Here is a 26,675-nt window from a genome sequence, read left to right as displayed (position 1 = left end):
GCGCGAATCCTTAAGGTCGGAAATCATGAACGCCGTCAAGAACACCAGCCTCGTCGACGCGCAGGTGCTGCGCAGCCTGCTCCACAATGGCATCGTCATCCGCGCGGTGGCGCTGGCCGTCGCCACCATCGTGCTGCTCGTCATCCACCACCCGACCTGGGTGCCCTACTCGGTGAGCGCCTACGCCATCTGGAACGCTGCCGCGATCACCCTCAACTCCGCCCGCGCCGCCACCTCCCGCGCGGCCTGATTCCCAGTGCCGCCACCGGATTCCGCCGGGCCGAGGTTCAGTCGTCGAACCGCCCGGCGGCCAGGGCGGCGGTGAACCGATCCCAGTCCGCCGGCGGGAAGATCAAGGTCGGACCGCTGGGGTTCTTACTGTCCCGGACTCCGACGCCACCGGAGAGGAAGGCGACTTCCACGCATTCCTTCGCACCGGTGCTGCGGGCGCTCTTGAACCACCGGACACCGGGTTCGACGCTCACGTCGCATACTCCTTCGCCGCCCTCCGCAGGAGGTCTCTGCTGGTCGTCTCGTCCAGCGCGGCGCGCTGGATCGCTTGGTATGCCTCGCGGTATCGGTCGACCGCGGCCTGCTTCTCCAGGTAGAGGTCACCGAGGAAGTTCTCCAGGTAGACGACCGTGGGTTCGACAGACCGGTTGCCCGCGTCCGGGCCGAAATCCAGGATCACGAACGGGCCGACGGTATGGCCGATCGGCACGCCCGCCGAGAAGGGTAGTACACGAACAGCGATCGTCGGCAGTGTCGACATGTCCGCGACGCGTCGCAGCTGCGCGGCCATCACGTGCGGGCCACCGACAGTGCGACGTAATGCGGTTTCGTGCACCACGACATCGAAGGAAGCCGGACTTCGCTTGCGCGTCAAGAGGCTTTGACGACGCGTCTTCAACTGCACGCGGCGGTCCAGTTCGTCGCGCCCAGCATCCGGCCAGTAATCATTGATCAGAACCCGTGCGTACTCGGCGGTCTGGAACAGTCCCGGGATGATCTCCGGCTGATAGGAGATGAGGGCGCGGGCCGAAGCCTCCAGGCCCACATACATATTGAAACCCTCGGGAATCAGATCGTCGTATTCGTGCCACCAGGACTTGACGCCGGCCTGTTGCGCGAGGCCGGTGAGCGCGGAGCTGAACTCGTCGTCGAAGTCGTAGATTCGGCACAATTCCCGGACATCGAGGACTCGGATCTTCTCGGCATTACCGGTTTCCAGCCGCTGCAGCTTCGATTCGCTCCACTCCATCAGCGCCGCCGCCTCGGCGATCGTCATATTGCACTGCATCCGGCCTTCCCGCAGGTATCGCCCCAGTTGACGACGCGGCAGAGTCGAACCATGCTCCGACATCGAATCCTCCCCCACGAAGGCGGTTTTCGGTCACTGCGAATGATGCTCCCACGCGATATGAATGCTGACCTGGCGCTTTCGGAAAGTTTTCCCACCGCGCCGGGGCTTCGATTGTCGGTTCGCCGAAACGGTGCTGGACTGGAGTCGCGCCCGGTGAGAACCGGAGCCCTGATATCTCTGGACCCACTCGTCCCCGAGCCGGGCGCACCCAATCCCTCCCCGACCGCTCCGCGGTCGCTCGGTATGACCGGGCGTGGCAAGGGATCCGAATGCGGTGTGGCGCCTCATGAATCTCGATAGGCTTGACGAGGCCCGGCGCGGATGCGCCGCATGCCGAGCACCAGCGCCGGACCGCGAATTGTCCAGCCCCCTGCGCTGCCCCCGGTGGACACCATGATGTATCTGTTCGACTGCACGATGGACCCCGGCGACCTGGCCCTGACCCAGGCCCATCAAGCCATGCAGATCCACAAGTTCTGCACCGTGGACAACTGCCTGGTGCGCCGCCGCGCCCGCCAAATACTGGTCGACAAGGGCCAAATGGTCCTCGGCCCCCGAGCCAACCCCAGCCCCGCGACCGAAGTTCGATGGGCCCCGTAGCCCGACCTACGCCCGCACCTACCCCGACACGACGACAATGGCGACGACCACCAGCAGCACCAGCGCCACCACCGCCAGCCCCAGCACCACCACGGCGGTGAGCTGCGACGCCTCGGCCCGCTGCGACGTCGGAATCAGCCCGGGTCGCACCGGATTCCCCGGATAGGGCGGCACACCGTACCCAGGCCCACCCTGCGCCATACCCCCATAACCGCCGTATCCCGGCATCCCGGCGACTGAGCTTTCGGAACCGGGCATATCGGCCACACCACCCGAAACCTGCTCGTACGCAGCGAACTCGGACCACGCCGAATCGAACGTCGGCCCGCCAACGTTCTCCGCCCCGCCGCCGCTCCGTGCTCCGCTGGCACCATCCGTGCCACCGGAGATGCCGGCCTCACCGGGCACGAACGCCCCCGAATCCCGATGCCGCGACACTCCGCCCGATTCATCCTCAGCGCCACCAGAATCCGCCGCGCCTACCCCGGCAGCACCGGACTCCACTTCTCCGGCGGCAGCACCGGACTCCATCTCAGCAGCGGCACCCGACTGCGTCCCTCCTGCATCACCGGAATCCGTCCTCGCCGACTCCGATGCCTCGCCACCGCGGATCGGTTCACCGACCCACATCTCACCCGCACCGTCCATCACACCCGGTGGCGCACCAGCCGACTCCCCTTCCCCCACAGCCGCTGTCGGCTCGATCGCCGACCCACCGAGTGTGGCCGGCGGCACTACCTCGGCCGCGACGGGCTGCGCAAGCACTGTCACCTGCTCGACGAGGATCTCCTCGAAGCCAGGCGACCCAGCGGCCCCTCCGAGACCCTGCTCCCCCGAATCCGATTCGCTCGTCTCGCCGGCAACCCAGGGCTCCGATACGCCGCCTCCCGCCGAACCCGACGAATCCTCCTTCGCCGCTGCGGATCCCGCTTGCTCCGGCCCGTCGGTATCCGACACTGCCGGCCCGGCCGCACCCCCGGTCGAGAACTCCTCGGGCTGCCCCGCCGAAATCACCGGCTGCGGAACAACATCCGTCGGCCGCTGCGACGCATCCTGCGCGTCCACATCCGGCGGCCGATTCGCCCACCCGGCATCCGTTGGGTCGACATCCGGTACCGCCTGCGGCGCAGGTGATCCCTCAATCGGCGCACCAGGCAGTTCAGGACCCGCGACCCTGCCAGTGCCCGCGGTCGATCCGGCCGAAGCTGTCGGCTCCGCTGGAGCCGCAGGCTCATGCACGCCGGCGGCCGGAGGCATCGGCTGCCCTTGCGGCGCCGGATAGCCGGGCACGCCCACGGACTGGGGTTGCGGCGGTGCGGAGTAGCCGGCGGCAGGGCCCTGCGTCGGAGGGTAGGGGCGCGCGGTCGGCCCCGAAGCTGCCCGGTCGTTGTCCGCCGGCGGCTGCTGGGAAATCTCGGGCGCGGGGGCCTGCGGTGCCGGCGCGGGGTAGGAGGACTGGTACGGGGGCGGGGGATAGGCCGGGGCGGCATAGGTCGGGGCGGCAGCGGGCGCGGGGGCTTGTGGCTGCGGACCCGCCGACTGTGCCGGCGGCGGGTAGCCGGGGGCGCTGACGGGCTGCTGGGAGGCGGGGGGCGCGGACTGTGGTTGCGGCGCGGGGTAATTGGGCGCGGGCGGTTGCTGCGGGGGTGAGGGATAGGCCGCGGGCTGGGGTGGCAGAGCCGTGGCGGGGTAGGGCTGGGGTGGGGCCGGGTAGGCCTGGCCGGGATAGGGCTGGGGGGCGTAGTTCGGTTGGGGGGCGGGGAGATTGGGGTAGGCGGGGTGGAGGGGCTGCTGGTGGACGGGGTGCTGGGCCGGCGGACCGGAGAGGGCGCGGCGGGCGGCCTTGGCGAAATCGGTGCAGGTGGGGAAGCGGTCGGCGGGGCGTTTGGCCATGGCCTTGGTGAGGACGGCGTCCATGGCGGGCGAGAGGCCGGGGCGGCGCAGGGAGACGGGAGGCGGGAGGAGCTGGAGGTGGCCGCGGATGAGTTCGGCGGGGTGGGGCGAGTCGTAGGGGCCGGCGCCGATCAGCAGCCAGTAGAGGGCGCAGGCCAGGGAGTACTGGTCGGTGGTGGGGTCCAGGTGGGCGCCGGTCATCTGCTCGGGCGAGGCGTAGGCGAGGGTGGCGGTGAACATGCCGGCCTGGGTGAGGTGGGTGGAGTCCTCGCGCAGGCGGGCGATGCCGAAGTCGGTGAGGAAGACGCGCTCGCCGTGACCGGCGACAGCGCGGGCCAGAATGATGTTGGCGGGCTTCACATCCCGGTGCAGCACCCCCATGCCGTGCGCGTAGTCGAGGGCGCTGGCCACCCCTTCGATCACCTGTACGGCCCGCTCGGGCGGCAGCGTGGCGACATTGATGCCGGCGGCGTCCACCCCGTCCACGTACTGCATGGAGATCCACAGCATCTCGTCCTCGGTGCCGCGGTCGTACACCTCGACGATATTGGGGTGGTCCAGCCGCGCGACCAGATCCGCCTCGCGCTCGAACCGGGCGCGAATCTCCCTGTCCGCGTATAGTTCCCGGTTCAGCAGCTTCAGTGCCGTCAACTTGCCCAGGCGGGGATGCCGGGCGAGATAGACCGAGCCCATCCCGCCCTGTCCGAGCAGTCGTTCGATGGTGAACCCGGCGAACACGTCACCGCTATTCAGCACTGGCTACGACCCCCTTCCGGTGACGTACAAGTCCGTGAGCCTACCCGTCGAAACCCTGTCCGGGCAGGTCAGCCCGGGGTCACCAGTCCGGATTCGTAGGCCAGCACCACCGCCTGCGCCCGATCGCGCAGGTTCAGTTTGGTGAAGACCTTCGACACGTGCGTCTTCACCGTTTGTTCTGCGACAAAAAGGCTTTCGGCGATCTCGGCATTGGACATGCCGCGCGCCACCAGCTCCAGCACCTCGCGCTCGCGCGGGGTGAGCACCGACAGCTGCGGCGCGGGGGCGCGCCGGGCCCGGCGACGCGTGACATCGGCGATGAGCCGGCGCGTCACGGTCGGCGCGAGCAGCGCGTCACCGGCGGCCACCACCCGCACCGCGCGCACCAGTTCCTCGGCGGGCGCGTCCTTGAGCAGGAACCCGCTGGCCCCGATGCCCAGGGCCTCGTACACATAGTCGTCGATATCGAAGGTGGTGAGCATGAGCACCCGCACCGGCGGTTCGAGCCCGGCGGAGAGAATCGAGCGGGCGGCGTCGAGCCCGTTCATCTCCGGCATGCGCACATCCATCAGCACCACGTCGGGGCGCAGCCGTTTCGCTTCGGCCACAGCGATTTTCCCGTCCGCCGCGTCCCCGACCACGCTGATGTCGGGCTGCGCCGCGAGCAACGCCCCGAACCCCTGCCGCACCATCGCCTGATCGTCGGCGATCAACACGGTTATCGCCACAGTCCCACCTCACGCACGACACCGAGTTTGCCATGCCCCGACCGGAACGGCCCGCGCGACGACGACTTCGCACCCCGGCCATCGCGCGCGCCCGGCCGGACCCGGCGCGGTGACCCGAACCCGGACTCAGTGGCCGGAGCCGAGCGCCTCCGCGCTGCCCGCGGCACTCAGCGCGGGCGCCAGCGGCAGCCGGGCCCGCACCTCGAACCCGCCGTCCGCCCGGGGCAAGGCGGTGAGCACGCCGCCGACCGCGGCCGCGCGGGTCTGCATACCGGCGATACCGCTGCCGGACGTGCCCGAGTGCTCACCCGGTCGCACCGCGATCGGCCGATCATTGGCGACGGTCAAGGTCAGCTCGCCCGCACAGGTGAGGTCCACGCGCACCGCCGCCCCGGGCGCGTGCCGGGACGCATTGGCCAGCGACTCCTGCACGATCCGATAGAGCGCCAGGCCCGTGGTATCGGGCACGGCGTCGAGGCTGCCCTCGACGGTCCAGGTGAGCGGCACCCCGGCGCGCTGCGCGCCCTCGAGCAGACCCGGGACGTCGGCGGCCGAGGGCTGCGGCGCGTGCTCGGGCAGCTGCCCGTCACTGCGCAGGACGCCCAGCATGCCGCGGATCTCATTGAGCGCCGCCCGCGCGCCGACGCCGATGGACTCGAATTCGGCTCGGGCATCGGCCGACAGCCCGCCGATCCGATACGGCGCGGTCTGCGCTTGCACCACCACCATCGACATGTGGTGCGCCACCACATCGTGCAGGTCGCGGGCGATGCGCGCCTTCTCCTCCAGGATGGCCCGGCGGGCCCGCTCCAGCTCGGTCTCCTCCTCCGACTTGAGCAGCGCCTGCCGCGACAGCACCACCCACCGGATGAGCAGGCCGAACACCACCAGGCCGGTGATGGCCAGCGGCCAGCCGAACCCGGATTCGGCGAAGCTGTCCCCGGTCTGGGCCATGGCGGTGGCGAACAGCAGCGAGGTCGCCACCCACACCACGGCCACGATCCGGATGGGGGCGCGCACGGCCACCGCGAACACCAGGGCGAACAGCACCAGGATGTGCACCACCTGGAACGGGATCGAATTGCCCGGCTGATGCGGCACCGCGAGCGCGATCATCAGCGCCGAACCGGCCGAAACCGCCCATCCCAGTGGCGGATTCACCCGCAGCAGCAGAATCGGGAAGGCGGCGAAGCCCGCGATGAACGGCGCGGCCGCCGCCGGAACCTTGTGCGTCAGATGCAGCGTCGGCCAGGCCACCGCGATGAAGACGATCGCGAGCAGGACCGTGAACCCGTCGAACACCTGCCGCACCCGTGCGACACGGGCCTGCCCAGACATATTTCCGACCATGCCCTCGACGGTAGAGACTCCGCGCCGCCCCCACCTCATACCCCTGAGTGATCTCCCACCCCCTACCCCGGTACGACACCCGCGCGGGTCTCCCCCGCCTCGCCCACCGCGGAACCGCCCCGCAGGCTGAGGCCCCGGTCGGAGCCCGATTCCTAGCGTCGAGACCCATGAGAGCGTTCCCGACTTCCCGCCGGATCTCGACCCGTTCCACCGCACCCGTAGCGGCTGCCGGCCGCGCAGCGGACACCATGCGAGAGACCTCGCGCGCCACGACCGCTGACGTACTGGCGGCCGACGACTCGATGAGCACCATGTCCCCCGGCCCTGGCGTGTCAGGCCACGACCGCCGGGCCCGGCAACGCCGGTATGGTGCGCTCGCGGCGGCCGCGGCGGTGATGTGCTCGGCCGGTGTGGCTTTCGCCCCGGGCGCGGGGGCCGTGATCAGCTGGCCCGGCACGCCCGAGAACGCCGCCGCCCGCAGCGGAATCCTGGAATCGGTTGCCGTACAGCCTGATCCAACGCTCATCCCCGAGGATTTCATCACCACGGCCGGATACCGCCCGGTGGTCGAGTCGGGCATGCTCATCAACCCGAACGGTGACTGCTCCTCCCCCGTCCCGCTGCCCGCCGAATTCGATCTGGCCTGCAAATCCCACGATCTCGGCTACGACCTGCTGCGTTACGCGGCCACGCACGGCCAGACGCTCGGCCCGTGGGCCCGGCAAACCGTGGACGCCGCCCTGGAACGACGCATGCACGCGGCCTGCGACGCCCGCGAGAACCCGGTCTCGCGCGCTCAATGTCAGGTCATGGCCAGCGTGGCCACCACCGCCGTGGACCTGAACTCCATCCGCCAGGACTACGGCACCCCCATCTACGAGCCCTTCTTCGAGCACTCCGGCGACGCCCCCTCCCCCGCCACCCTCACCCTCGCGGGCCTCGGACTCGCCGCCGGACTGGCCACGGCGACAACCATTCTCGTGCGCCGCACGCGCATCCGCCGGACCACCCTCGCGCATGTGCACGGTCCCGACGCACTCGATGGCATGGCGGTGGCACTGTGACCCGCCCACCCGAGACCACGGGCGCGCGCGAGGCCGAGCTCTCCCTCCCGTCGGAACCCCGGGACGAACCATCCACTGCGGCCGATCAACTCGGATTCATCCCGACTCATGCGGTGGATGCGGCAATTCCCGCTGCCGGCCTCCCATCCCCCGGTCAGGAGGGCCCGAGCGGCGTACGTGCGGTAGTGGCCCCCACCGCGGACGGGGAACCGACCGGACCTCTGGCGGGAGGCTCCGCTGCCGTGGTCCGGGGTGGGCCTCGAATGTGGCTCGGGCGGGCGAAATTCCATGTCCCACGAGTGGGGACCAGTGCCGCGGTGGCGGGCGGGACCATGATCTCGCTGGCGCCGGGGCTGCTACCGCGGACACCGTCGGCGCAGGCGATCCTGACCGCACTCGTGGTGCTGATCGGGTTGGGGCTGGCGGCGATCATCCGAATGGCACTGCGGTGGACGCGGTTCGGGATCGAGCATCTGACACACGGCCGAGTTCCGGCCCTGATCGCGGGCATGGTGCTGGTCGGGGCCGCGATGGGCTACGCCGAACATTGGCAGAACACCTTGCGCGCCGCCATGGGCGTCGCGGGTATCGGACCCGGGTACTGGGTGCGATGGCTGGCCTGGACCGTGCCGCTCGTCGTCGCCGTGGTCGCCCTGGCACGTGGAGTGGGATGGGCGGTGCGGAGATTGGGGCGGGTGCGCAGTATCGCGGCGGGGGTGGCGCTGCTGCTGGCGGGGCAGCTGGTGGTCGTGCCGACGGTGGTGGAGTGGCGGCGGGCGGCCTATGCGGCGGCCAATTCGTCTGTGGATCCGGAGTTGGTGCAACCGGATTCGCCGACGCGGTCGGGTAGTCCGGTGTCGATGGCGAGCTGGCCGTCGCTGGGGGCGGAGGGCCGCCGGTTCGTAGCGGGGACTCCGGCGCGGACCGTGCGGGTGTACGTCGGGTTGAACTCCGCGCCCGATCTGGATTCCCGGGTGGCGCTGGCGATCCGGGAGCTGGAGCGCACCGGCGGACTGCAGCGCCGCAATCTGGTGGTGACGGTGCCGACCGGTTCGGGCTGGATCGACAGCGATGCGGCCAAGGGACTCGACGCCCGCTTCGGCGGCGATGTCGCCCTGGTCGGTCTGCAGTACTCCGACGCCCCGAGCTGGGTCACCTTCGTCTTCGGCCGCAGCGCCGCCGAGCAATCCGCCCGCGCCCTGTTCCGGGCCGTGGAGCAACGGATCGTGACGCTACCGAATCCGCCGAAGCTCTATATCTACGGCCAGAGCCTGGGCGCGCTGGGCGGCAGCGCCGTCTTCACCGATGCCGCCGACCAGGACCGCCGCGTCTGCGGCGCGCTCTGGGCGGGCCCGCCCGCCGGGCAGGTGCAGCACGGCCGCGCGACAGTGCTGGCCAATGCCTCCGATCCGGTGGTGCACTGGTCGCCGGCGCTACTGTGGCGCGCACCGGATCTCACCGCCACCCGCCCGGATGCGCCGGTCCCGCACTGGCTTCCGGTGATCAGCTTCCTGCAGACCACCGCCGACCTGCTGGGCGCGCTCGACGCCCCGCCCGGTCACGGTCACCGCTACGGCGCCGACCAGGGCACGGTCATGCCGGACTGCTGAGCGGCGCCGCGGAATTCGCGGGTGAAGTCGGCGGCCAGCCGTTCGATGGCGGCCGCCGCGTCGAGGCCGGCGCGCCAGGGCGCGGGGATCGCGTGCACCCCGAGCCGGGCCCCGAGCAGCGCGCCGCAGACGGCCCCGGTGGAGTCGCTGTCCCCGGAATGATTCACCGACAGCAGCACGCCGTTGCGGAAGATCTGTTCCGGTGTGCCGCCCACGTTTTCGGCGCACACCGCCGCGCACACCCCCAGCGCCAGCGCCTCGGATCCGATCACGCCGGTGCCCAGCGGTTCCAGCAGTCCAGGCGGCGGCATGGGCCGGCCCCGGAAAGCCACGGTGTCGGCCAGCCGCACGGCCGCGTCGAGAGCCTGGGTGGTCTCCTCGTGATCGCGGTTGCGAACCAGCTGGGCCCGAGCCTGCTCCACTGCCGCCCGCACGTCCAGTCCCCGGCACAGCCCGTACACGATGGCCGCGAACGTGCCCGCCGGCAGCCAGCCGCTCGGATTGCCGTGGGTGAGTGCCGCCGCGTCACAGGCCAATTCGAAGGCGTACTCCAGCGAGGGCATGAACCCGCACGACGCGGATCGCACGGTGGCCGCACAGCCCTTGGAGTCGTTGATCGGATGATCGCGGGTGCCCAGCGGAATTCCGGGCTGCTGCCGCGCCGCCACCCGCAGCATGGCCGAGATGGTCGTCTGCGTCGGCCCCCGATAGGTCATCAGCTCCGGGTATCCGGTCAGCCCGCTCTGCAACGGCACCGGCTGTTCCGGCACCGCCGCCTGCCCCTGCCCGCGCAGCCACACCAGCAGGTTCTCCTGGATCATGCCCACCGCGGCGGCGGTGCCGCGCTCACGGGCCCGCGCGCTGCGGATGAGCGCCTCCATGGTGAACAGCGCCAGCTGCGTCTCGTCGGAGATGCGGCCCCGGTAGCCGCTGCCCGCCCCGGTGACGCCCTGGATCCCGTAGCGCTGCTGGATGTTCGGCAGCAGCATGGTCTCGATCGGCGCGCCCAGCGCGTCCCCGACGGCGCCGCCGAACAGGCAGCCGAGCACGGTGTCCGGACGCGGCAACCGGTCCGCGACCGGCCCGCGCGGCCGCCGCACCAGCGACACCGGTTCGGCCACCGTCTCCCAGGCGGATTGCGCGAATTCGAAACAGGTGTCGTAGCGGTCGCGCGGATCCTTGGACAGCGCCTTCCGCAGCACCGTGTCCAGTTCCGCGGGCAGCTCGGGCCGCAGCAGGCTCACATCGGGCGGCGGCGATTGCAGATGCCCGAGCATGACGGTCGCGATATTCGGGGCGTCGAACGGCCCGCGCCCGGTGAGCAGCCGAAACAGCGTGCACGCCAGGGAATACTGGTCCGAGCGCGGCCCCATGGGCGCCGAGGTGAGCTGTTCCGGGGAGGCGTAGGCCAGGGTGGCATTGAGCATGCCGGTGCGGGTCAGGTGCGCGGTGTCGTCGAGGACCCGGGCGATGCCGAAGTCGCTGAGCAGCGCCCGCTCGGCGAATCCGGCGCCGATGCCGCCGGAACGGGACAGCAGGATATTGGCGGGCTTCACATCCCGGTGCAGCACACCGCGCCCGTGCGCGTAATCCAGTGCGGCCGCGGTCTGCACGACGATCTCGACCGCCCGGTCGGGGCTGAGGTCGTAAGGGTCGATGGAGGCGCAGTCGACCCCGTCCACGTACTGCATGGCGATCCACAGCTGCTCGTCGTCATCGCCGCGGTCGTAGACGGTGATGATGTTGGGATGGTCGAGCTGGGCGATGACGTCGGCCTCGCGTTCGAACCGGAGGCGAGTCTCGTTCTCGCCGAACATCTCCCGGTGCAGCAGTTTGAGCGCGATGAGCCGCGGGAGCCGAGGGTGGCGGGCAGCGTAGACCGAACCCATTCCGCCACGGCCCACTTCGCGCTCGATCACGTAGCCCGCGAAGACTTCGCCGCGTCGCAACATCCCCAAGAAAACCCTTCACACACGCCGAACCGCTGCCAGCCTACCGGTCTGGGCCGACAAGCCGCAGGCATTGCCCGATCGGCCGGGCGCCGATCAGGCGGAACCCGACAAGTCGGGCATTGGGGATCGGGCACAACCTGGACGGACAGCGCAGGGTCCGGGCCGGTGGACAGGGACGACCCCCGCCGGTGGATACCGGCGGGGGCCGAATTCGCTTGCGGGACCGCCTGGATCAGGCTTGTCGCCATGCCTGGATCAGGCTGCCTTCATGGCCTTCACGCTCAGGCGATGGGCCCGCGGGCCGCCTCGTAGGCCGCGCCGACCCGGTAGAGCCGGTCGTCGGCCAGCGCCGGAGCCATGATCTGCAGACCGACCGGCATGCCGTCGTCCGCGCTCAGCCCGGACGGCACCGACATGGCGCAGTGTCCGGCCAGGTTGGTGGGCAGCGTGCACAGGTCCGAGAGGTACATGGCCAGCGGGTCATTGACCTTCTCGCCCAGCTTCCACGGGGTGAACGGGCTGGTCGGCGAGACCAGCACGTCGACGGTCCGGTAGGCCTTGTCGAAGTCCTGCGCGATCAGGTTGCGGACCTTGTTGGCCTGACCGTAGTAGGCGTCGTAGTACCCGGCCGACAGCGCGTAGGTGCCGATCATGATGCGGCGCTTGACCTCCGGGCCCAGCCCGGCCTCACGGGTCATGGACATGACCTGCTCGGCCGAGTGCGAGCCGTCGTCGCCGACGCGCAGGCCGTACCGCATGGCGTCGAAGCGCGCCAGGTTCGACGACACCTCCGACGGCAGGATCAGGTAGTAGGCGGGCAGCGCGAACTCGAAGTGCGGGCAGGACACCTCGATCACCTCGGCGCCCAGTTCCTTCAGCTGCGCGACCGCGGCGTCGAAGGAGGCGATGACGCCCGGCTGGTAGCTGTCGGAGTGAAGTTCCTTCACCACACCGACTTTCAGGCCCGTCAGATCGCCCTTGGCGCCCGCGCGGGCGGCGGCGACCACCGGCGGCACCGGCACATTGCGGGAGGTGGAGTCCTTCGGGTCGTAGCCCGCGATCACCTCGTGCAGCAGCGCGGTGTCCAGCACGGTGCGGCCACACGGGCCACCCTGGTCCAGCGAGGACGCGCAGGCGACCAGGCCGAAACGGGACACGGTGCCGTAGGTCGGCTTGGTGCCGACGGTCGCGGTGACCGCGGCGGGCTGGCGGATGGAACCGCCGGTGTCGGTGCCGATGGCCAGCGGCGCCTGATACGAGGCGAGCGCCGCGGCGGAGCCACCACCCGAACCGCCCGGAATCCGGTCGGTGTCCCAGGGATTGCGGGTCGGGCCGTACGCCGAGTTCTCGGTGGACGAACCCATGGCGAACTCGTCCATGTTCGTCTTGCCGAGGATCGGGATGCCCGCCTCGCGCAGTTTGGTGGTGAGCGTCGCGTCGTACGGCGACACCCAGCCCTCGAGGATCTTCGACCCGCAGGTGGTCGGCATGTCCGTGGTGGTGAAAACGTCCTTGAGCGCCAAGGGAACACCGGCCAGCGCCGAGACCACCTTGCCGCCGGCGACCTGACGGTCCACCTCGGCGGCGGTCAGCAGCGCCTGCTCGCCGGCCACGTGCAGGAAGGCGTTGATCTCCCCGTCGACCTCGGCGATGCGCTGGATGTGGGCCTCGGTGACCTCGACCGAGGAGACCTCGCGCGCGTGGATCTTGTCCGCGAGTTCGGCCGCGGACAGCTTGGTCAGGTCTGTCATTCGCCCTCTCCCAGAATCTGCGGAACCATGAACCGCTGCTCGTCGACGGCCGGCGCCATGGCGAGCGCCTGCTCCGGAGTCAGGCAGGGCTGCTCCGCATCCGGGCGCGTCACATTGGTCTCCGGATTCGGGGATGCGGTGGCGGGCACGTCCGCGGCGGCGACCTGCGAGATCTGCGCGACGTGGGTCAGGATGGAATCCAGCTGACCGGCGTACAGATCGAGTTCGTCGTCCGTCAAAGCGAGCCGGGACAGCCGGGCGAGGTGAGCGACCTCGTCCCTGGAGATGGCGGGCACCGCGGGACCCCTTTCGGCATGGTTCGAGCTTGGTGATTGGCCATTCGACAGCCTAGTGGGTCGCCTCGAGCCAGCGGTCGCAGGTGTGCGCCAGAACTGGCACCATCAATGTGTAACCGATGGGTAAGTGGCCCGCGTCACACGGAATGGTTCGATTCGATAACGAGCTCTCGAGGGTGTAAGTATTGCGGGACTCGGGTACCCGTCCGAAAGTTTCGGTCGCACAGTAAAGAAAGGAAGGCACGTGTCTTATCTGCTTCGCGTGCAACTTCCGGATCGCCCAGGGAGTCTCGGATCGCTGGCATTGGCGCTGGGTTCCGTCGGCGCGGACATCCTCTCGCTGGATGTCGTCGAACGCGGCGACGGCTTCGCGATCGACGACATCGTGGTGGAGGTACCCCCGGGTGCATTGCCCGACACCCTCATCACCGCGGCCGAATCCCTGCACGATGTGCAGGTCGATTCGCTGCGCCCGTACTCCGGGATGCTGGACACCCACCGCGAACTCGAGCTCATCGATCAGGTCGCCAACGCGCGCGACGATCGTTTGCAGGTGCTGGTCGACGGCGTGCCGCGGGTGCTGCGGGTGGGCTGGTCGATCGTGATCGACATGGGCCCGCAGGGCGCGTATCGCGTGGTCGGCTCGCAGAGCGCCCCGTCGACCCAGGCGGCGTCGGCGCCATGGATGCCGCTGGAGAAGCCGACGGTCCTCGACGGCGAGGCCGACTGGCTACCACAGCTGTGGAAGGACATGGACACCAAGCTGGCCGCGGCGCCGCTCGGCAACACCGGCAAGGTGCTGCTGCTGGGCCGTCCGGGTGGTCCGGACTTCCGGCCCTCGGAGGTCGCGCGGCTCGGCTACCTGGCCGGCATCGTCGCCACCGCGCTCGGCTGAGCCGCACCACCTTTCTCGCACCGCGTTTCACGCCCCCGCCGGAGATCCGGTGGGGGCGTTCTCGTCTGCCCGGCTACTGTTCGCCATGTCGTATCTACGTACGAACTCAGTAGATTCACAGCATTTACCTACTATTCATCTACGTAGATGATCTACGGTCTTACTTAGTAGATAAGTCACCGACGTGACCCGAACCGGCAAGCAGATCAGCAATGACGCCATGCAGAGAGGCAGGACGCCATGCCGCAAGCCCATCGATCACGCCCGACCCTCCGACGAGCGACCCTCGTCCTGACCCCCGTGGCCGGACTGGCCGCAGCCCTGCTCGCAGCCGGGCCCGCCAGCGCCGAATCCCAATCCCGCGGCACCATTTCGCCCGGCGCCTCCGACTCGGCCGGACCCCGATCCGGCGGCGGCCGGGGCATCATCACCCATGGCGACGACCCCACCGGCGTACACGCCAGCGACCCCTTCGGCTACCGCCACTCGGACATGAATCCCGTTCTGCAGAACCAGCATCCGCGCTCCCCGGGCAAAGTCCCCGACCCTTCGCCGCAGCCGTTCGACACCGGGGCGGGCAACTCGTCCGTCTGGACGCCGTCGTGGAACGCCGACGGCTCCGGCTACACCGTCTGCCCCCCGCTGGCCAGCTACTGCTGACCCCGCACCGAGCCACGGGAGCCCCGATGCCGAAACCCGCAACACCCACGCCGACAACCACCAGCACCCGCCGCCTCGGGCGCGTAGCCGCCGCGCCCCTCGCAGCCGCGGCGCTGGCCTCGCCGGTCTTCCACTCGCTGGAGCCGCCGAGGCCGAACCGAGCGAGCGCAAGTCGCGCGCCGGATGTCTTTGGGCGGGAACAACTCACCCGCAGGACAGCACCGTGGCAGCGCGCGGCACCATCTTCCGATGCGGAACCCAGTCAGGCGCTGCGTAGATCGCGGCCCGAACATGCCGGGATGACAGACATTTCCGTCGCCGCTTCCCCTGGGCATCGCCCGCGAATCCGTCGCGGGCCCGCGAGGTTGGCCGGTTCGACCGCGTGACGGTCGAGCCGGTCCGCCGCGGCCGGTCGGTGAGTCCGCCGCCACCGGTGCCCATCCGACGATGCCGGGCCTCCGGCCAGGTCAGCGTGCCGCAGCGATCTCCAGGCGCATCACCGTGAGCTGCAGGCCCGTGTCGGTGCGCCAATCTCGTTCCGGGGCATGAGCGAAGCCGAGCCGGTCGTACATGCGGCGGGCGTCCTGCATGGTCGGCATGGTGGTGAGCACCACCGCGTCGAACCCTTCGGCGCGGGCGGTATCGATCACCCGCTCCATCAGGGCGGTCCCGATTCCCAGCCCGCGGGCGCCCTTGGACACCGCGAGCATCCGGAACTCCAACTCCCCCGGCCGGGCGATATCCGCGAACGGCGTGCCGGGCCGGGCCATGGTCAGCGAGCCCAGGAGCTCGCCGTCGCGGACCGCCACCACAATCTCGGCCGCGGCCGCCCGGGTGGCCGTATCCGCGAGCTCCTCGACATAAGGGCTGCGCGGATTCACGTGCCCCTCACCGACATACACCTCGACGGTCAGCTCACCGATGGCCGGGTAATCCCCGGGCTCGGCCACCCGAATCTCCACGCGGCCGTCCCGTGACCGCTCAGTGCGCACACTCATCATCACAATTCCATCCTCGATACCGCCCCGCCGCACGCGTTGCCTTTACCGATCGCCCCGCCCGGGTGGCGGTGTCGGCGAGCTCCCCGGCACAGAGCCCGGCGGATTCGCGCACCCCTCACCGGCATACACCTCGACGATCAAGTCGCCGATGGCCGGGTAATCCCCGGACTCGGCCGCCCGAATCTCCGCGCTCCCCCGACCGCATTACCGATCGCCCCGCACCGGGCGCGTACGCGGTTGCACGAGGCGCCGCGCCGGTGCGAATCGGCCTCCAGGACACCGCCTCCGGGCTCTATGACACCGCCTCCGGGCTCTCGGAGTCCGCTTCCGGGACTTCCGACACCGCCTCCGGGCCGCCCTCGAGCAGTTTCACGAAACCTGCCTCGTCGAGGATGGGAACACCCAGTTCCTCGGCCTTGGCGGCCTTCGAGCCGGGTGCGTCGCCGATCACCACGAAAGCGGTCTTCTTGGAGACGGATCCGGCCGCCTTGCCGCCGCGGACGAGGATGGCCTCCTTCGCGCCGTCGCGGGTGAAGCCCTCCAGCGAGCCGGTCACCACGATGGACAGGCCCTCCAGGTTGCGCTCGATGGACTCGTCGCGCTCGTCCTCCATCCGGACGCCGGCGGCGGTCCACTTGTCGACGATCTCGAGATGCCAGGGCACCGTGAACCATTCGGTGACCGCGGCGGCGATGGTGGGGCCGACGCCGTCGGTGGCGGCCAGTTCCTCGGCCGAGGCCTCCCGGATGCGGTCCATGCTGCCGAACGCGGTGGCCAGGGCGCGGGCCGCGGTGGGACCGGTATGGCGGATGGAGAGGGCGACCAGCACGCGCCACAGCGGGCGGTCCTTGGCGGACTCCAGGTTCTCCAGCAGGCGTTTGCCATTGGCCGACAGGGTGCCGCTCTTGTTGGTGAACAGCGTCGTGGTGAGCAGCCTGTCCGCGTCGAGGGAGAACAGGTCGCCCTCGTCGGCGATGGCGCCCGACTTCAACAGGTCGATGGCGGCCTCGTAGCCCAGCGCCTCGATATCGAACGCGCCGCGCCCGGCCACGTGGAATACCCGCTCCCGCAGCTGCGCCGGACAGTACTGCTGGTTGGGGCAGCGGATATCGGCGTCGCCCTCCTTGGCCGGGGCCAGCTCGGTGCCGCACTCGGGGCAGTGCGTGGGCATCACGAATTCCCGCTCGCTGCCGTCGCGGGCATCCACCACCGGGCCCAGCACCTCGGGAATCACGTCCCCGGCCTTGCGGATGGTGACGGTGTCGCCGATGAGCACGCCCTTGCGCTGCACCTCGGAGGCGTTGTGCAGGGTGGCCATGGCGACGGTGGAGCCCGCCACGGTGACCGGCTGCATGACCGCGAACGGCGTAACCCGGCCGGTGCGACCGACATTCACCTGAATGTCGAGCAGCTTGGTGGTGGCCTCCTCCGGCGGGTACTTGTAGGCGATGGCCCAGCGCGGCGCGCGCGAGGTGGAGCCCAGGCGGCGCTGCAGGCTGAACTCGTCGACCTTGATGACCTGGCCGTCGATCTCGTGCTCGATATCGTGGCGGTGCTCGCCCCAGTAGTCGATGCGGTCGACCACCGCGTCCGCGCCCTGCACCCGGATCGTGTGCGCCGACACCGGCAGACCCCAGGAGGCCAGCGCGCGGTAGGCCTCTAACTGCGATTCCGGCGCGAAGCCCTCCAGCCGGCCGAAGCCGTGGCAGATCATGCGCAGCCGCCGCCGCGCCGTCACCGCGGGATCCTTCTGCCGCAGCGACCCGGCGGCGGTATTGCGCGGATTCGCGTACGGCGCTTTGCCTTCCGCGACGATGGCGGCATTGAGCGACTCGAAGTCGGCCAGCGTCATGAACGCCTCGCCGCGCACTTCCAGGAGCTTCGGCACCGGGAACTCGTCGCTGTGGACGAGCTCGTGCGGAATGTCCTCGATGGTGCGCGCATTGAGGGTGACGTCCTCACCGGTGCGGCCGTCGCCGCGGGTGGCGCCGCGCACCAGCTTGCCGTCCTCGTAGACGAGGTTGAGGGCGACGCCGTCGATCTTCACCTCGCACACGTAGTGCAGATCGGTGCCGGCATCGGCCTCCACCTTGGCGATCCACTGCCGCATCTCGTCCTCGTTGAAGACGTTGTCCAGCGAGTACATCCGCTCCAGGTGATCCACGGGCTGGAATTCGGTGGTGAAGCCGCCGCCGACCAGCTGGGTGGGCGAATCCGGGGTGCGCAGATCCGGATGCGCCTCCTCGAGCGCCACCAGCCGGTTGAACAACTCGTCGAACTCGCCGTCGGAAATGACCGGCGCGTCCCGCACGTAGTAACGGAACTGGTGGTCGCGAACCTCCTCCGCCAGCCGCTGCCACTCGACGCGCTCGTCCCCGCTCGCCGCGGTGATCTCCATGCCCGATTCGCTCACACCAGGCACTCTATCCCGCCCCACCGACAGCTTCGATCAACATTCCCGCACGTCGCACGCCTGAAGCGAGGTTTTTCCGGCCTCGGGAACACGCCCGCAACCGGCCGGGTTCCACTCGGTATGGACCTCGCCAAGGCAGTCGATTTCGCGCGCTCCCACCGCAAGTCGGTGCTCACCACGATTCGCCGCGACACCCGTCCGCAGCTGTCCAATGTGCTGCACTGGACCGGCGAGGACGGCATCATCCGGATCTCCATCACCGCCGACCGTGCCAAGTACCACAATCTGGTCCGCGACCCGTGGGCCGCGCTGCACATGAGCAGCGACGACTTCTGGTCGTACGCGGTCATCGAAGGCGAGGCCGAGGTCTCCCCCGTCGCCGCCGATCCCGGCGACGCCACGGTCGACGAATTGGTCGCCTACTACCGTGCCCTCAGCGGCGAGCACCCCGACTGGGACGACTACCGCCACGCCATGGTCACCGACCGCCGCGCCGTCGTCCGCCTCACTCCCGCCCGCGCCTACGGTCTGCTCCGCTGAGGTTCGCGCAGTGCTCCGCTGCCCTTCGGGCACACCGTCATCCGGCCGCGGCGCGGTCCGTGCCGGTCGCCCCGGTTTCGAACCCGGATATCGCGAAAGTTGCCCTCCGGGTGCCGCCCTCGCGGAATGCCCGAATAAGGTGAGTCGCATTTCCGACCCGCGACCGGCAGGATGTCCAGGGTGTTGCGTAGTTTTCAGGTGTCGAATCATCGGTCCCTCGCCGAACCGCAGGAACTGCGGCTGACCCGGGGTAGCGGGCCGGTCGCCACACCGGTCACCGCCGTCTACGGGACGGCCGCCACCGGCAAGACGGGCCTCGTCGACGCGCTCGATCGCATGCGCGACGCCGTACTGAATTCGGTCACCGGGTGGGATCCCTACTCCGGTCCGGTTCGGACGCCGCACCTCGGATTCTCCGATCGCCCTTCGGAATTCGTGGCGAACTTCGTCGCCGAGGGGTGCCCGTACACCTACGGGTTCCGGCTCGACAATGCCGACGTGGCCGCGGAATGGCTGCACTCGCATCCGCACAATCGCAAGCGCGTGGTGTTCGAGCGCGCCGGCGACGACATCCGCATCGGGCCCATGTTCGAGGCCGCGCGCTACGGGCTGGGTGCCGTGGTGCCGCTGGTGCGCCCGAATGCCTTGCTGCTCAGCCTGTCCGGGCAGTTGTACGCCGAGCCGCTGGTCCCGGCCTACCGCTGGTTCCAGTCGCTGCTGGAAGTGCAGTGCGGGCAGCCGGATCCGCAGGAGGTCGCGCACCGGGTGGGCTCGCACATCTCGCGCTCGACCGACCATGCGGTACGCCTGCTGACCCTGCTGCGCGCCGCCGACCTCGGCATCACCGATCTGCTGCTGCCGTCCGACGACCCCATGTACGCCGACTACCTCCGTGACCTGGACGCCGATATCGCCTCCACCACAAAGGAAATCGAGTCCTGCACGGTATCGGCGAACTACGCCGAGGAGATGTTCCTCGAGCACGGCATCACCGTCACCCTGTTGCAGCGCGAACTGGCCAACCTCTATGCCGCCCGGGACGCGCTGTACTCCCGCATGGTGGCCCGCCGCGGCGTCGGCCTGGGCCTCACCCACGAGGGCATCGAAACCGCCTTCGACATCACCGACGAGTCCAGCGCCACCCTGGCCATGCTGCGCCTGCTGCCGCCCATGCTCGACGCCCTCGACACCGGCGGCGTGCTGGCGGTGGACGATATCGATGCCGCCCTCACCCCCGAAACGGCCGACAGCCTCATCCAGCTGTTCCAGAATCCCGAAACCAATACCCAGGGCGCGCAATTGGTTTTCACCACCGCCAACCGCACCCTCATCGACCGCGGCAACGGCCGTTCCCAGTCCAAGCGCACCACGGTCTGGCAGCTGCGCCGCCACAACGGCATCTCCGAACTCACCGCCCACTAGCCGCACCGGTCGTCACACGGCCCCGGCCGCTCGTCACACGGCCCCGGCCGGGCATGAACTCCACGCCGCCTAGCATGGAGTTCATGCTCCTGCAGCTCATGTTCGTCCTGCTGATCGGCGGCGCACTGGCCGCGGCCCTGGTGTACTACCGTCGCGGCAACGGCGGCGGCTCACGAGCCTTCCCCGGCGACCCGCTCGCCGCCTCCTGGAACGCCTCCCCCGCAGGCCTCGAATCCGGCACTCTCCACGTCACCGGCGTCAGCCCCCGCCCCGACGACCTCGGCGAGCAGTACGTCACCATCGCCGGCAGCATCTCCGGCCCCACCGTGTTCGCCCACGAGGTCTACGGCCGCTTCGCCTGGGACGTCGACAACTGGCCCTCCATCGGCGACCAGATCCCCGTCACCTACCCCTCCGGCAAGCCCGACAAATGGCAACTCGACCACCCCGGCGCCCGCCCCTACTTCGGCTCCAAACGCCCGAAGAACCGGGGCTACTGAGCCTTTCCGATGCTTCTGGGCGGGACTCAGCGGCGGATGGCGGCGATGGTGCCGATGCGGGGGTCGACGGGGGTGGTGGGGCGGGGTAGGTGGGAGGTCATGTCGTTCCAGGTGCGGAATTCGGTGGTCCAGCCGATGTTCTCGAGCCAGTGTTGGACGTCGAAGTCGGGGGCGGGTGGGGTCGGTTGTGGGGTGTTGTCGCCGGAGACGAGGCGGCGGAGGTCTTGATACTGAGAGGCTTCGGGATCGATGGGGATGCGGGCCGCACCGAAACGGCTTGCGGGGGCGGATAGTTCGGTGAGGGTCTGGACTACCTGGCGGTTCCAGTCCTGATTGAGGTAGCCGAGGGAGCCCTCGTCGACCCAGTAGGTCGGGACGATTGGGTCGAAGCCGCTGTCGAGCAGGGGTTTTCGCCAATTTTCGCGGAGGTCGGCGATGACCACGTGGCGGTGGCAGGTGGGGGTGGCGGCGGTGGCCGACAGGACCGGTTCCTTGAAGGCGAAGAGTTCGGGTAGGTCGATCTCGTAGATGTGCAGGGCGGGTGGGAGGTCGAGGCGGTAGGCGCGGGTGTCCAGACCGGCGCCCAGGAGGACGATCTGGCCGCAGCCCGCATCGATCGCCTCGCGGAAGCGCTCGTCGACGAGGCGTACGCCGATGGTGCGGCCGTCGTAGAACTGGTCGGCCAGGGCTTCCATGCGCGCCCAGCGTTCGGGGGTGAAACCTTTGCGGGCCGCGGCCACGAAGTTCTTCGCCTGTGGATCGTCGTAGAGGCGATGGTCGCGTTCGGATTCCCGTGCCCGGATGATGGCCACCCCGATAGCGGTCACGGCCACGCCGTCGACCGGCACTGTCGCTGCTGTCTCGGTCATGTTCTGCTCCCCACTGCGCGCAAAGTAACTTGCCGACCGGCTAGGTATCTGCCGGTGATGGAGACGCTAGGCTTCACCTTGCCGGTCGTCAAGCAAAGGGGCCGTCGTCAAGGAAACAAGGGCGGGGTACCGAAAGAAGGACTCGATGGACGGGCGTCGCAGTGATACGCGGGAGCGGATTCGGTCCGTCGCCATGGAGCTGTTCTCCGAGCGCGGCTATGAGAAGACCTCGCTGCGCGAGATCGCCGAGCGCCTGGGCGTCACGAAAGCCGCGCTCTACTACCACTTCCGGACCAAGGAAGACATTGTCGCCAGCCTGTCGGAGGATCTGCGCGGCGGTATCGACGAGATCGTGCAGTGGGCCGAGGCCACGCCGCCGGGGCCGGAGCGGGCCCGCGAGATCGTGATTCGCTACGGCGCGCTGCTGCACAGCCTCGGCAAGGACATGATCCGGTTCTGGCACGAGAACCAGCCCGCCTTCCGGGACCTCGGGTTCGGCACCAGCCTGCGCTACCAGTTCCGGGTGCTGGCCGACCTCATGACCGCGCCGAGCACGGAGCCGCTGGCCACCTTTCACGCCCGGCAGGCGCTGCTGGCCATCAGCTGGAGCCTGTCCATGATGGGCGATCTGGAGCTCTCCGACGAGGAGAGCAACCAGGCGTCGGTGGCGATCGCGCTGGACATCCTGACCCGGATGTGAGCCGCACCCGCCGAAACACCCGGCGGCACAGCGTCACGCTGCCACACGGCCTCACTCGAAGGTGAGCGACTCCGGCTCCTCGGCGTAGGCGCGCGCGGTCTCGGCCGCCAGACTCAGCGCGCGGCGCGCCCAGGACAGCGGGGCTCCGGCCAGGCCACAGGCCGGGGCGACCAGAATCTGCTCGGCCAGCAGGCGCCGCGGGAAACCGAGCCGATCCATCAGGCGCACACCGGGTTCCGCGATATCGCGCCAGGTGACGGGCGCGGCCGGCGCGGTGGTCGGCACCAGCCCGAGCACCAGGTGCTTTCCGCTGTCCAGCAATTCGCCGATCCGGTCGAGGTCGGGGGTGCCGACGGCGGCCATATCGAAGCCGACCGCGGCCGCCCCGCTCTTGCGCAGGAACCCCAGCGCGGGCCGGTCGGCGCAGGTGTGCACCAGCACCGGCACGGACTGACTGCCCGCGACGATGTCCAGGATGTGCAGCGCCTCGGGTTCGGGCATGGCGCGCACCGTGTTCAGGACGCTCACGCCCTTCAGCGTGCCGTTCAGCACGGCCGTCAGGTCCGGCTCGTCGATCTGGAGCACGACCTGTGCGCCCAGCCGCTTGCCCACCTCCGCCACATGATTCGCGATGCCCTCGGCCAGCGACTCCGAAAGATCGCGCAGCGCACCGGAATCGGTCAGCACGCGATGCCCGCCCGCCAGCTCCACCTCCGCGGCCACCGTCAGCGGCCCGGCCACCTGCACCTTCACCGGATGGCCGGAGCCCGCGAAACCGCCGGTCTCCCAGGCCTCTTCGAGCGCGTCCAGATCGGTGCGCAGCAGGTCGCGGGCCCGGCGCGCGACCGCGCCCGGTCGCGCCGCCAGCCGATATCCGCGCGTGGTGCTGTCGAACTGCATGTCCACCAGCAGGCCCGACACCCGTCCGACCATGTCCGCGCCCACGCCACGGCCGGGCAGTTCGACGAGATGCGGCAGCTGCCCCAGCTCCCCCACCACGGTTGCCGCCGCCTCCCGCGGATCGGTCCCCGGCCACGAGCCCACGCCGGTCGCGATGCCGCCGCGCAGTACCGCCGTGTTCGTGTCGTCAGTCATCCCAGCCATCCCGTATCACTCGGCCGTCCGTTCCGAAAACCCCGCATACCAACCGAACTCGTCACCTCGGCGTCGACCCGGCCGCCCGGCATCCGGCTCGCCCCGTTTCAGAGGCGTCGACGAACTCCCGCCCGGAGCGAACCGGATCGCGTGCGAGCCGTCGTGCACTGCGCGGCGAAGCGGGCTGCCGAGCCGCGCGAGGTCACTCGTCGGCATTGCCGCGTTCGGTGCGGCTGCTCGAATTCGTGTACCAGTCCCAGCAGGTCGCGTTGACGAACCAGTCCCAGGTCTTGCCCGCCCGCTCGGCCGCGTCGGCGGGCGCGCCGGGCCCGGTCGTGGGGCGGCCGCGCTCGGCATACGGGGTGACCCGGACGACCACGCCGGTCCGTGCCCGACCGCGGCCGGTGCCGTTCGCCGCGTCCGTTTTCCCGTCGGGGCCGGGTTGCGGCTCGCCGGGCCGGAATTCGCCGGTGTCGGTGCGGGCGATCTGCTCCGGCGCGGCGCTGCCCGCGGCGTTCCGGCCGAGCCTGGCCCGCCCCGGCGCGCGGCGCGGGCGCAGGCGTAGCGGCTGCGGCATTCCGGTGCGCCAGACGACCCGGGAGGTCGATCGAATCTGCGCCGCTACATATGATTTCGCGCGTCCGCGCGTGTGGCGGTCGCTCACCGGGCGCTATCCGAGACCAGTTCGCTTGCGTACGAATGAGGTTCGCGTTCGGTGCCGGAGATGGTGCCGCTGCCCAGCACCTCGTCCCCCGCCGGGTCGGGGCGGTAGAGGACCACGGCCTGGCCGCGGGCGACACCGGTGAGCGGTGTGCGCAGCCGCACCACCAGGCCGCCGTCCACGGCCTCGGCGACTGCCGGGGCGATGCCGCCGTGGGCACGCACCTGGGCCACGCATTCCACCGGGCCGGAAGGACTTTCACCCGAGGTCCAGATGGCGCGGTCGGCGCGCACCGTCCACACCTCCAGGTCCTTGGCCGAGCCCACGTGCACGGTGCCGGTGTCCGGGTCGATGCCGGTCACGTAGCGCGGCTTGCCGTCGGCGGCCGGGCCGGGCAGGCCCAGGCCCTTGCGCTGGCCGATGGTGAAGCCGTGCACACCCTCGTGGTCGGCGAGCTTGGTGCCGTCGGCGTCGAGCACCGCGCCGGGGCGGATGCCGATCTTGGCACCCAGGAAGGCCTGGGTGTCGCCGGAGGGGATGAAGCAGATGTCGTGGCTGTCGGGCTTGCCGGCCACCGCCAGCCCGCGCTCGGCGGCCTCGGCACGGATCTGCGGCTTCGGGGTGTCGCCGACCGGGAACATGGCGCGCGAAAGCTGTTCGGCGGTAAGGACGGCCAGCACGTAGGACTGGTCCTTGTCCTCGTCCACGGCCCGGCGCAGCACGCCGTCCGCGAGCCGCGCGTAGTGCCCGGTGACGACGGCGTCGAAGCCCAGGGCCACCGCGCGATCGGCCAGCGCCGAGAACTTGATCTTCTCGTTGCAGCGCAGGCACGGGTTGGGGGTCTCACCGGCGGCGTACGCGGCGACGAAGTCGTCGATCACGTCCTCCTTGAACCGGTCGGCGAAATCCCAGACGTAGAACGGGATTCCGAGCACGTCGGCCGCCCGCCGGGCGTCACCGGCGTCCTCCTTGGAGCAGCAGCCGCGCGATCCGGTGCGTAGCGTGCCCGGGTTCGCCGACAGCGCCAGGTGCACGCCGACCACCTCGTGTCCGGCGTCCACCGCGCGGGCGGCCGCCACGGCGGAATCCACGCCACCACTCATCGCGGCAAGTACTCGCATCTAGAAGCCTCCCTTCGCTCCGGCCAGTCCGGCCGCCTTCGCCCGTTCCACCACCTGCGGCAGCACGGCCAGCAGGGCATCGATATCGGCGTCGGTCGAATTGTGTCCCAATGAGAATCGCAGGGATCCGCGCGCCAGCGCCGGTTCCACGCCCATGGCCAGCAGCACATGGGAGGGTCCGGCCACACCGGCATTGCACGCGGATCCGGTCGAGCATTCGATCCCGGCGGCGTCCAGCAGCATGAGCAGCGAGTCGCCCTCGCAGCCGGGGAACGTGAAGTGGGCGTTGCCCGGCATGCGCTGCGTGCCGGTCGCCCCGTTGAGCACCGCGTCCGGCACGACGGCGCGCACGCCCTCGATGAGCCGGTCCCGCAGCCGCTCCAGGTCGACCGCGCGCACGGCCAGGCCGGCCACGGTCTCGCGAATCGCGGCGGCCAGGCCGGCCGCCGCGGGTACGTCCGAGGTGCCCGAGCGCAGATCCCGCTCGTGCCCGCCACCGTGCAGCAGCGGCACCGCCGGCACCTGCCGCCCCAGCAGCAGCACGCCCGCGCCGTGCGGTCCGCCGACCTTGTGCCCGGCGAAACTGGCCGCGGCCAGGCCGCTGGCGGCGAAGTCGATGGGCAGTTGCGCCGCGGCCTGCACCGCGTCGCTGTGCATGGGCACGTCGAATTCCTGTGCCACCGCGGCCAATTCCTGGATCGGCTGGATGGTGCCGACCTCGTTGTTGGCCCACATGACGCTCACCAGCGCCGTCTCGGCGGCGTACTCGGCCAGCGCGTCGCGCAGCGTGCGCGGCGAGACGATGCCCTGGGCATCGCACTCCAGCCACGTGATGCGCGCGCCCTCGTGCTGCTCGAGCCACTCCACGGTGTCCAGCACCGCGTGATGCTCCACCGCGCTCACCAGGATCCGGTTCCGCCGTGGATCGGCGTCACGCCGCGCCCAGTAGATGCCCTTGACGGCGAGATTGTCGCTCTCGGTCCCGCCCGAGGTGAAGATCACTTCCGACGGCCGCGCCCCCAGCCCCGCCGCGATCGACTCCCGCGCCTCCTCCAGCACCCGCCGGGCGGCCCGCCCGGACCCGTGCAACGACGACGCGTTCCCCGTCATCCCCAGCGCAGCGCACATCGCCTCGACAGCGACCGGGAACATGGGTGTCGTGGCCGCGTGATCGAGGTAGACCGTCTGGGCACCGACCGGACCCGGGAAAGCCGACTTCATGACCGTCCAAGGATAGCCGCCACCGTCGAGACGATATTCCCGCCATGCCCGCAGCAGCTCCCGCCCCCATCGTCGCGACCATCGCGCCCGCACGCTCCGCCTCCACTCCCGCCGCCGACCGCCCCGTCCGAGTCCTCCATCAAGGCCACGAATCGGCGACGGGCCGGGTTCGCCCGCGGCCCGCCCGGTCCGTTGGTTCTCCCGCGCGGCCGGG

Annotated in this window: 25 protein-coding genes; 10 read left to right on the top strand and 15 right to left on the bottom strand. The window is 70.1% G+C overall.

Going from position 1 to position 26,675, the window contains the following annotated elements; genetic code table 11:
* Window positions 1-25 precede the first annotated feature (25 nt).
* Entirely contained in the window at window positions 26-250 is a 225-nt protein-coding gene (locus ABZV44_RS12760) for a hypothetical protein (protein ID WP_354835270.1), read from the top strand.
* A 37-nt stretch (window positions 251-287) separates the two neighbouring features.
* Here the strand turns inward: ABZV44_RS12760 and ABZV44_RS12755 are convergent, their stop codons facing one another.
* Together ABZV44_RS12755 and ABZV44_RS12750 are read right to left on the bottom strand one after the other, a co-directional pair.
* Window positions 288-485, bottom strand: a complete 198-nt coding sequence (locus tag ABZV44_RS12755) for a DUF397 domain-containing protein (protein WP_354835268.1) — start codon at window positions 483-485, stop codon at window positions 288-290.
* Window positions 482-1,363, bottom strand: coding sequence for a helix-turn-helix transcriptional regulator (locus ABZV44_RS12750; protein ID WP_354835266.1), 882 nt, complete (start codon window positions 1,361-1,363; stop codon window positions 482-484). The genes ABZV44_RS12755 and ABZV44_RS12750 overlap by 4 nt, the downstream gene beginning before the upstream one ends.
* A gap of 330 nt (window positions 1,364-1,693) precedes the next feature.
* Here ABZV44_RS12750 and ABZV44_RS12745 point away from each other — a divergent pair, with 330 nt between their 5' ends.
* Window positions 1,694-1,963 carry a hypothetical protein gene (locus ABZV44_RS12745; protein WP_354835264.1) on the top strand — a complete coding sequence of 90 codons (270 nt, stop codon included), beginning with the start codon at window positions 1,694-1,696 and terminating at the stop codon, window positions 1,961-1,963.
* A gap of 18 nt (window positions 1,964-1,981) precedes the next feature.
* Here the strand turns inward: ABZV44_RS12745 and ABZV44_RS12740 are convergent, their stop codons facing one another.
* The 3 genes from ABZV44_RS12740 to ABZV44_RS12730 form a co-directional block, all read right to left on the bottom strand.
* Entirely contained in the window at window positions 1,982-4,612 is a 2,631-nt protein-coding gene (locus ABZV44_RS12740; RefSeq protein ID WP_354835262.1) for a protein kinase, read from the bottom strand.
* 68 nt (window positions 4,613-4,680) lie between these two features.
* Window positions 4,681-5,340 (bottom strand): response regulator transcription factor, encoded by a 660-nt coding sequence (locus tag ABZV44_RS12735; RefSeq protein WP_354835260.1) that lies wholly within the window; start codon window positions 5,338-5,340, stop codon window positions 4,681-4,683.
* A gap of 126 nt (window positions 5,341-5,466) precedes the next feature.
* A complete protein-coding gene (locus ABZV44_RS12730; RefSeq protein ID WP_354835258.1) occupies window positions 5,467-6,690 on the bottom strand; it encodes a histidine kinase in 1,224 nt (407 codons plus the stop codon).
* Between the two features lie 311 nt (window positions 6,691-7,001).
* Between ABZV44_RS12730 and ABZV44_RS12725 the strand changes: the two genes are divergently transcribed.
* Window positions 7,002-7,754, top strand: coding sequence for a hypothetical protein (locus tag ABZV44_RS12725; protein ID WP_354835360.1), 753 nt, complete (start codon window positions 7,002-7,004; stop codon window positions 7,752-7,754).
* A 299-nt stretch (window positions 7,755-8,053) separates the two neighbouring features.
* Entirely contained in the window at window positions 8,054-9,364 is a 1,311-nt protein-coding gene (locus ABZV44_RS12720; RefSeq protein WP_354835256.1) for an alpha/beta-hydrolase family protein, read from the top strand.
* On the opposite strand, the gene ABZV44_RS12715 is transcribed toward ABZV44_RS12720, so the two are convergent.
* The 3 genes from ABZV44_RS12715 to gatC all read right to left on the bottom strand — a co-directional run bounded on the left by ABZV44_RS12715 (window position 9,325) and on the right by gatC (window position 13,363).
* Complete coding sequence (locus ABZV44_RS12715) at window positions 9,325-11,316, bottom strand: ADP-ribosylglycohydrolase family protein (RefSeq protein ID WP_354835254.1); 1,992 nt, start codon at window positions 11,314-11,316, stop codon at window positions 9,325-9,327. The genes ABZV44_RS12720 and ABZV44_RS12715 overlap by 40 nt on opposite strands.
* 281 nt (window positions 11,317-11,597) lie before the next feature.
* Window positions 11,598-13,067 carry an Asp-tRNA(Asn)/Glu-tRNA(Gln) amidotransferase subunit GatA gene (gene gatA, locus ABZV44_RS12710; RefSeq protein WP_354835252.1) on the bottom strand — a complete coding sequence of 490 codons (1,470 nt, stop codon included), beginning with the start codon at window positions 13,065-13,067 and terminating at the stop codon, window positions 11,598-11,600.
* Window positions 13,064-13,363, bottom strand: a complete 300-nt coding sequence (gene gatC / locus ABZV44_RS12705; RefSeq protein WP_354835250.1) for an Asp-tRNA(Asn)/Glu-tRNA(Gln) amidotransferase subunit GatC — start codon at window positions 13,361-13,363, stop codon at window positions 13,064-13,066. Before gatC ends, gatA begins: the two co-directional genes overlap by 4 nt.
* Before the next feature lie 244 nt (window positions 13,364-13,607).
* On the opposite strand from gatC, the gene ABZV44_RS12700 reads away from it, so the two are divergent.
* Both ABZV44_RS12700 and ABZV44_RS12695 read left to right on the top strand, forming a co-directional pair.
* Window positions 13,608-14,258, top strand: a complete 651-nt coding sequence (locus ABZV44_RS12700) for an amino acid-binding protein (RefSeq protein ID WP_354835248.1) — start codon at window positions 13,608-13,610, stop codon at window positions 14,256-14,258.
* 240 nt (window positions 14,259-14,498) lie between these two features.
* Complete coding sequence (locus ABZV44_RS12695; protein ID WP_354835246.1) at window positions 14,499-14,918, top strand: hypothetical protein; 420 nt, start codon at window positions 14,499-14,501, stop codon at window positions 14,916-14,918.
* Between the two features lie 467 nt (window positions 14,919-15,385).
* Here ABZV44_RS12695 and ABZV44_RS12690 read toward each other — a convergent pair whose 3' ends face one another.
* Complete coding sequence (locus ABZV44_RS12690) at window positions 15,386-15,916, bottom strand: GNAT family N-acetyltransferase (protein WP_354835244.1); 531 nt, start codon at window positions 15,914-15,916, stop codon at window positions 15,386-15,388.
* A gap of 295 nt (window positions 15,917-16,211) precedes the next feature.
* Window positions 16,212-18,317 carry an NAD-dependent DNA ligase LigA gene (gene ligA / locus ABZV44_RS12685; RefSeq protein WP_354835358.1) on the bottom strand — a complete coding sequence of 702 codons (2,106 nt, stop codon included), beginning with the start codon at window positions 18,315-18,317 and terminating at the stop codon, window positions 16,212-16,214.
* 135 nt (window positions 18,318-18,452) lie between these two features.
* Between ligA and ABZV44_RS12680 the strand changes: the two genes are divergently transcribed.
* The 3 genes from ABZV44_RS12680 (at window position 18,453) to ABZV44_RS12670 (ending at window position 20,794) form a co-directional block, all read left to right on the top strand.
* Window positions 18,453-18,872 (top strand): PPOX class F420-dependent oxidoreductase, encoded by a 420-nt coding sequence (locus ABZV44_RS12680; protein ID WP_354835242.1) that lies wholly within the window; start codon window positions 18,453-18,455, stop codon window positions 18,870-18,872.
* Window positions 18,873-19,070: 198 nt separating this feature from the next.
* Window positions 19,071-20,294 carry an ATP-binding protein gene (locus tag ABZV44_RS12675; protein ID WP_354835240.1) on the top strand — a complete coding sequence of 408 codons (1,224 nt, stop codon included), beginning with the start codon at window positions 19,071-19,073 and terminating at the stop codon, window positions 20,292-20,294.
* 83 nt (window positions 20,295-20,377) lie between these two features.
* Window positions 20,378-20,794, top strand: a complete 417-nt coding sequence (locus ABZV44_RS12670) for a hypothetical protein (protein ID WP_354835238.1) — start codon at window positions 20,378-20,380, stop codon at window positions 20,792-20,794.
* Between the two features lie 26 nt (window positions 20,795-20,820).
* Here ABZV44_RS12670 and ABZV44_RS12665 read toward each other — a convergent pair whose 3' ends face one another.
* Window positions 20,821-21,663, bottom strand: a complete 843-nt coding sequence (locus tag ABZV44_RS12665; protein WP_354835236.1) for an SAM-dependent methyltransferase — start codon at window positions 21,661-21,663, stop codon at window positions 20,821-20,823.
* A 145-nt stretch (window positions 21,664-21,808) separates the two neighbouring features.
* Here ABZV44_RS12665 and ABZV44_RS12660 point away from each other — a divergent pair, with 145 nt between their 5' ends.
* Window positions 21,809-22,363, top strand: coding sequence for a helix-turn-helix domain-containing protein (locus ABZV44_RS12660; RefSeq protein WP_354835234.1), 555 nt, complete (start codon window positions 21,809-21,811; stop codon window positions 22,361-22,363).
* Window positions 22,364-22,414: 51 nt separating this feature from the next.
* On the opposite strand, the gene ABZV44_RS12655 is transcribed toward ABZV44_RS12660, so the two are convergent.
* The 4 genes from ABZV44_RS12655 to ABZV44_RS12640 form a co-directional block, all read right to left on the bottom strand.
* Entirely contained in the window at window positions 22,415-23,458 is a 1,044-nt protein-coding gene (locus ABZV44_RS12655; protein ID WP_354835232.1) for a methionine synthase, read from the bottom strand.
* A 202-nt stretch (window positions 23,459-23,660) separates the two neighbouring features.
* The gene (locus ABZV44_RS12650) at window positions 23,661-24,035 is read right to left on the bottom strand and encodes a hypothetical protein (protein ID WP_354835230.1); all 375 of its coding nucleotides are present in this window, start codon (window positions 24,033-24,035) and stop codon (window positions 23,661-23,663) included.
* A gap of 83 nt (window positions 24,036-24,118) precedes the next feature.
* Complete coding sequence (gene mnmA / locus ABZV44_RS12645; protein ID WP_354835228.1) at window positions 24,119-25,240, bottom strand: tRNA 2-thiouridine(34) synthase MnmA; 1,122 nt, start codon at window positions 25,238-25,240, stop codon at window positions 24,119-24,121.
* Window positions 25,241-26,461, bottom strand: coding sequence for a cysteine desulfurase family protein (locus ABZV44_RS12640; protein WP_354835226.1), 1,221 nt, complete (start codon window positions 26,459-26,461; stop codon window positions 25,241-25,243).
* Between the last annotated feature and the right edge of the window lie 214 nt (window positions 26,462-26,675).

This window comes from Nocardia sp. NPDC004860 (genome assembly GCF_040609015.1).
Lineage (GTDB): Bacteria > Actinomycetota > Actinomycetes > Mycobacteriales > Mycobacteriaceae > Nocardia.
Note: the sequence above shows the minus strand (reverse complement) of the source record. Positions and strands in the feature narration are given on the sequence as shown.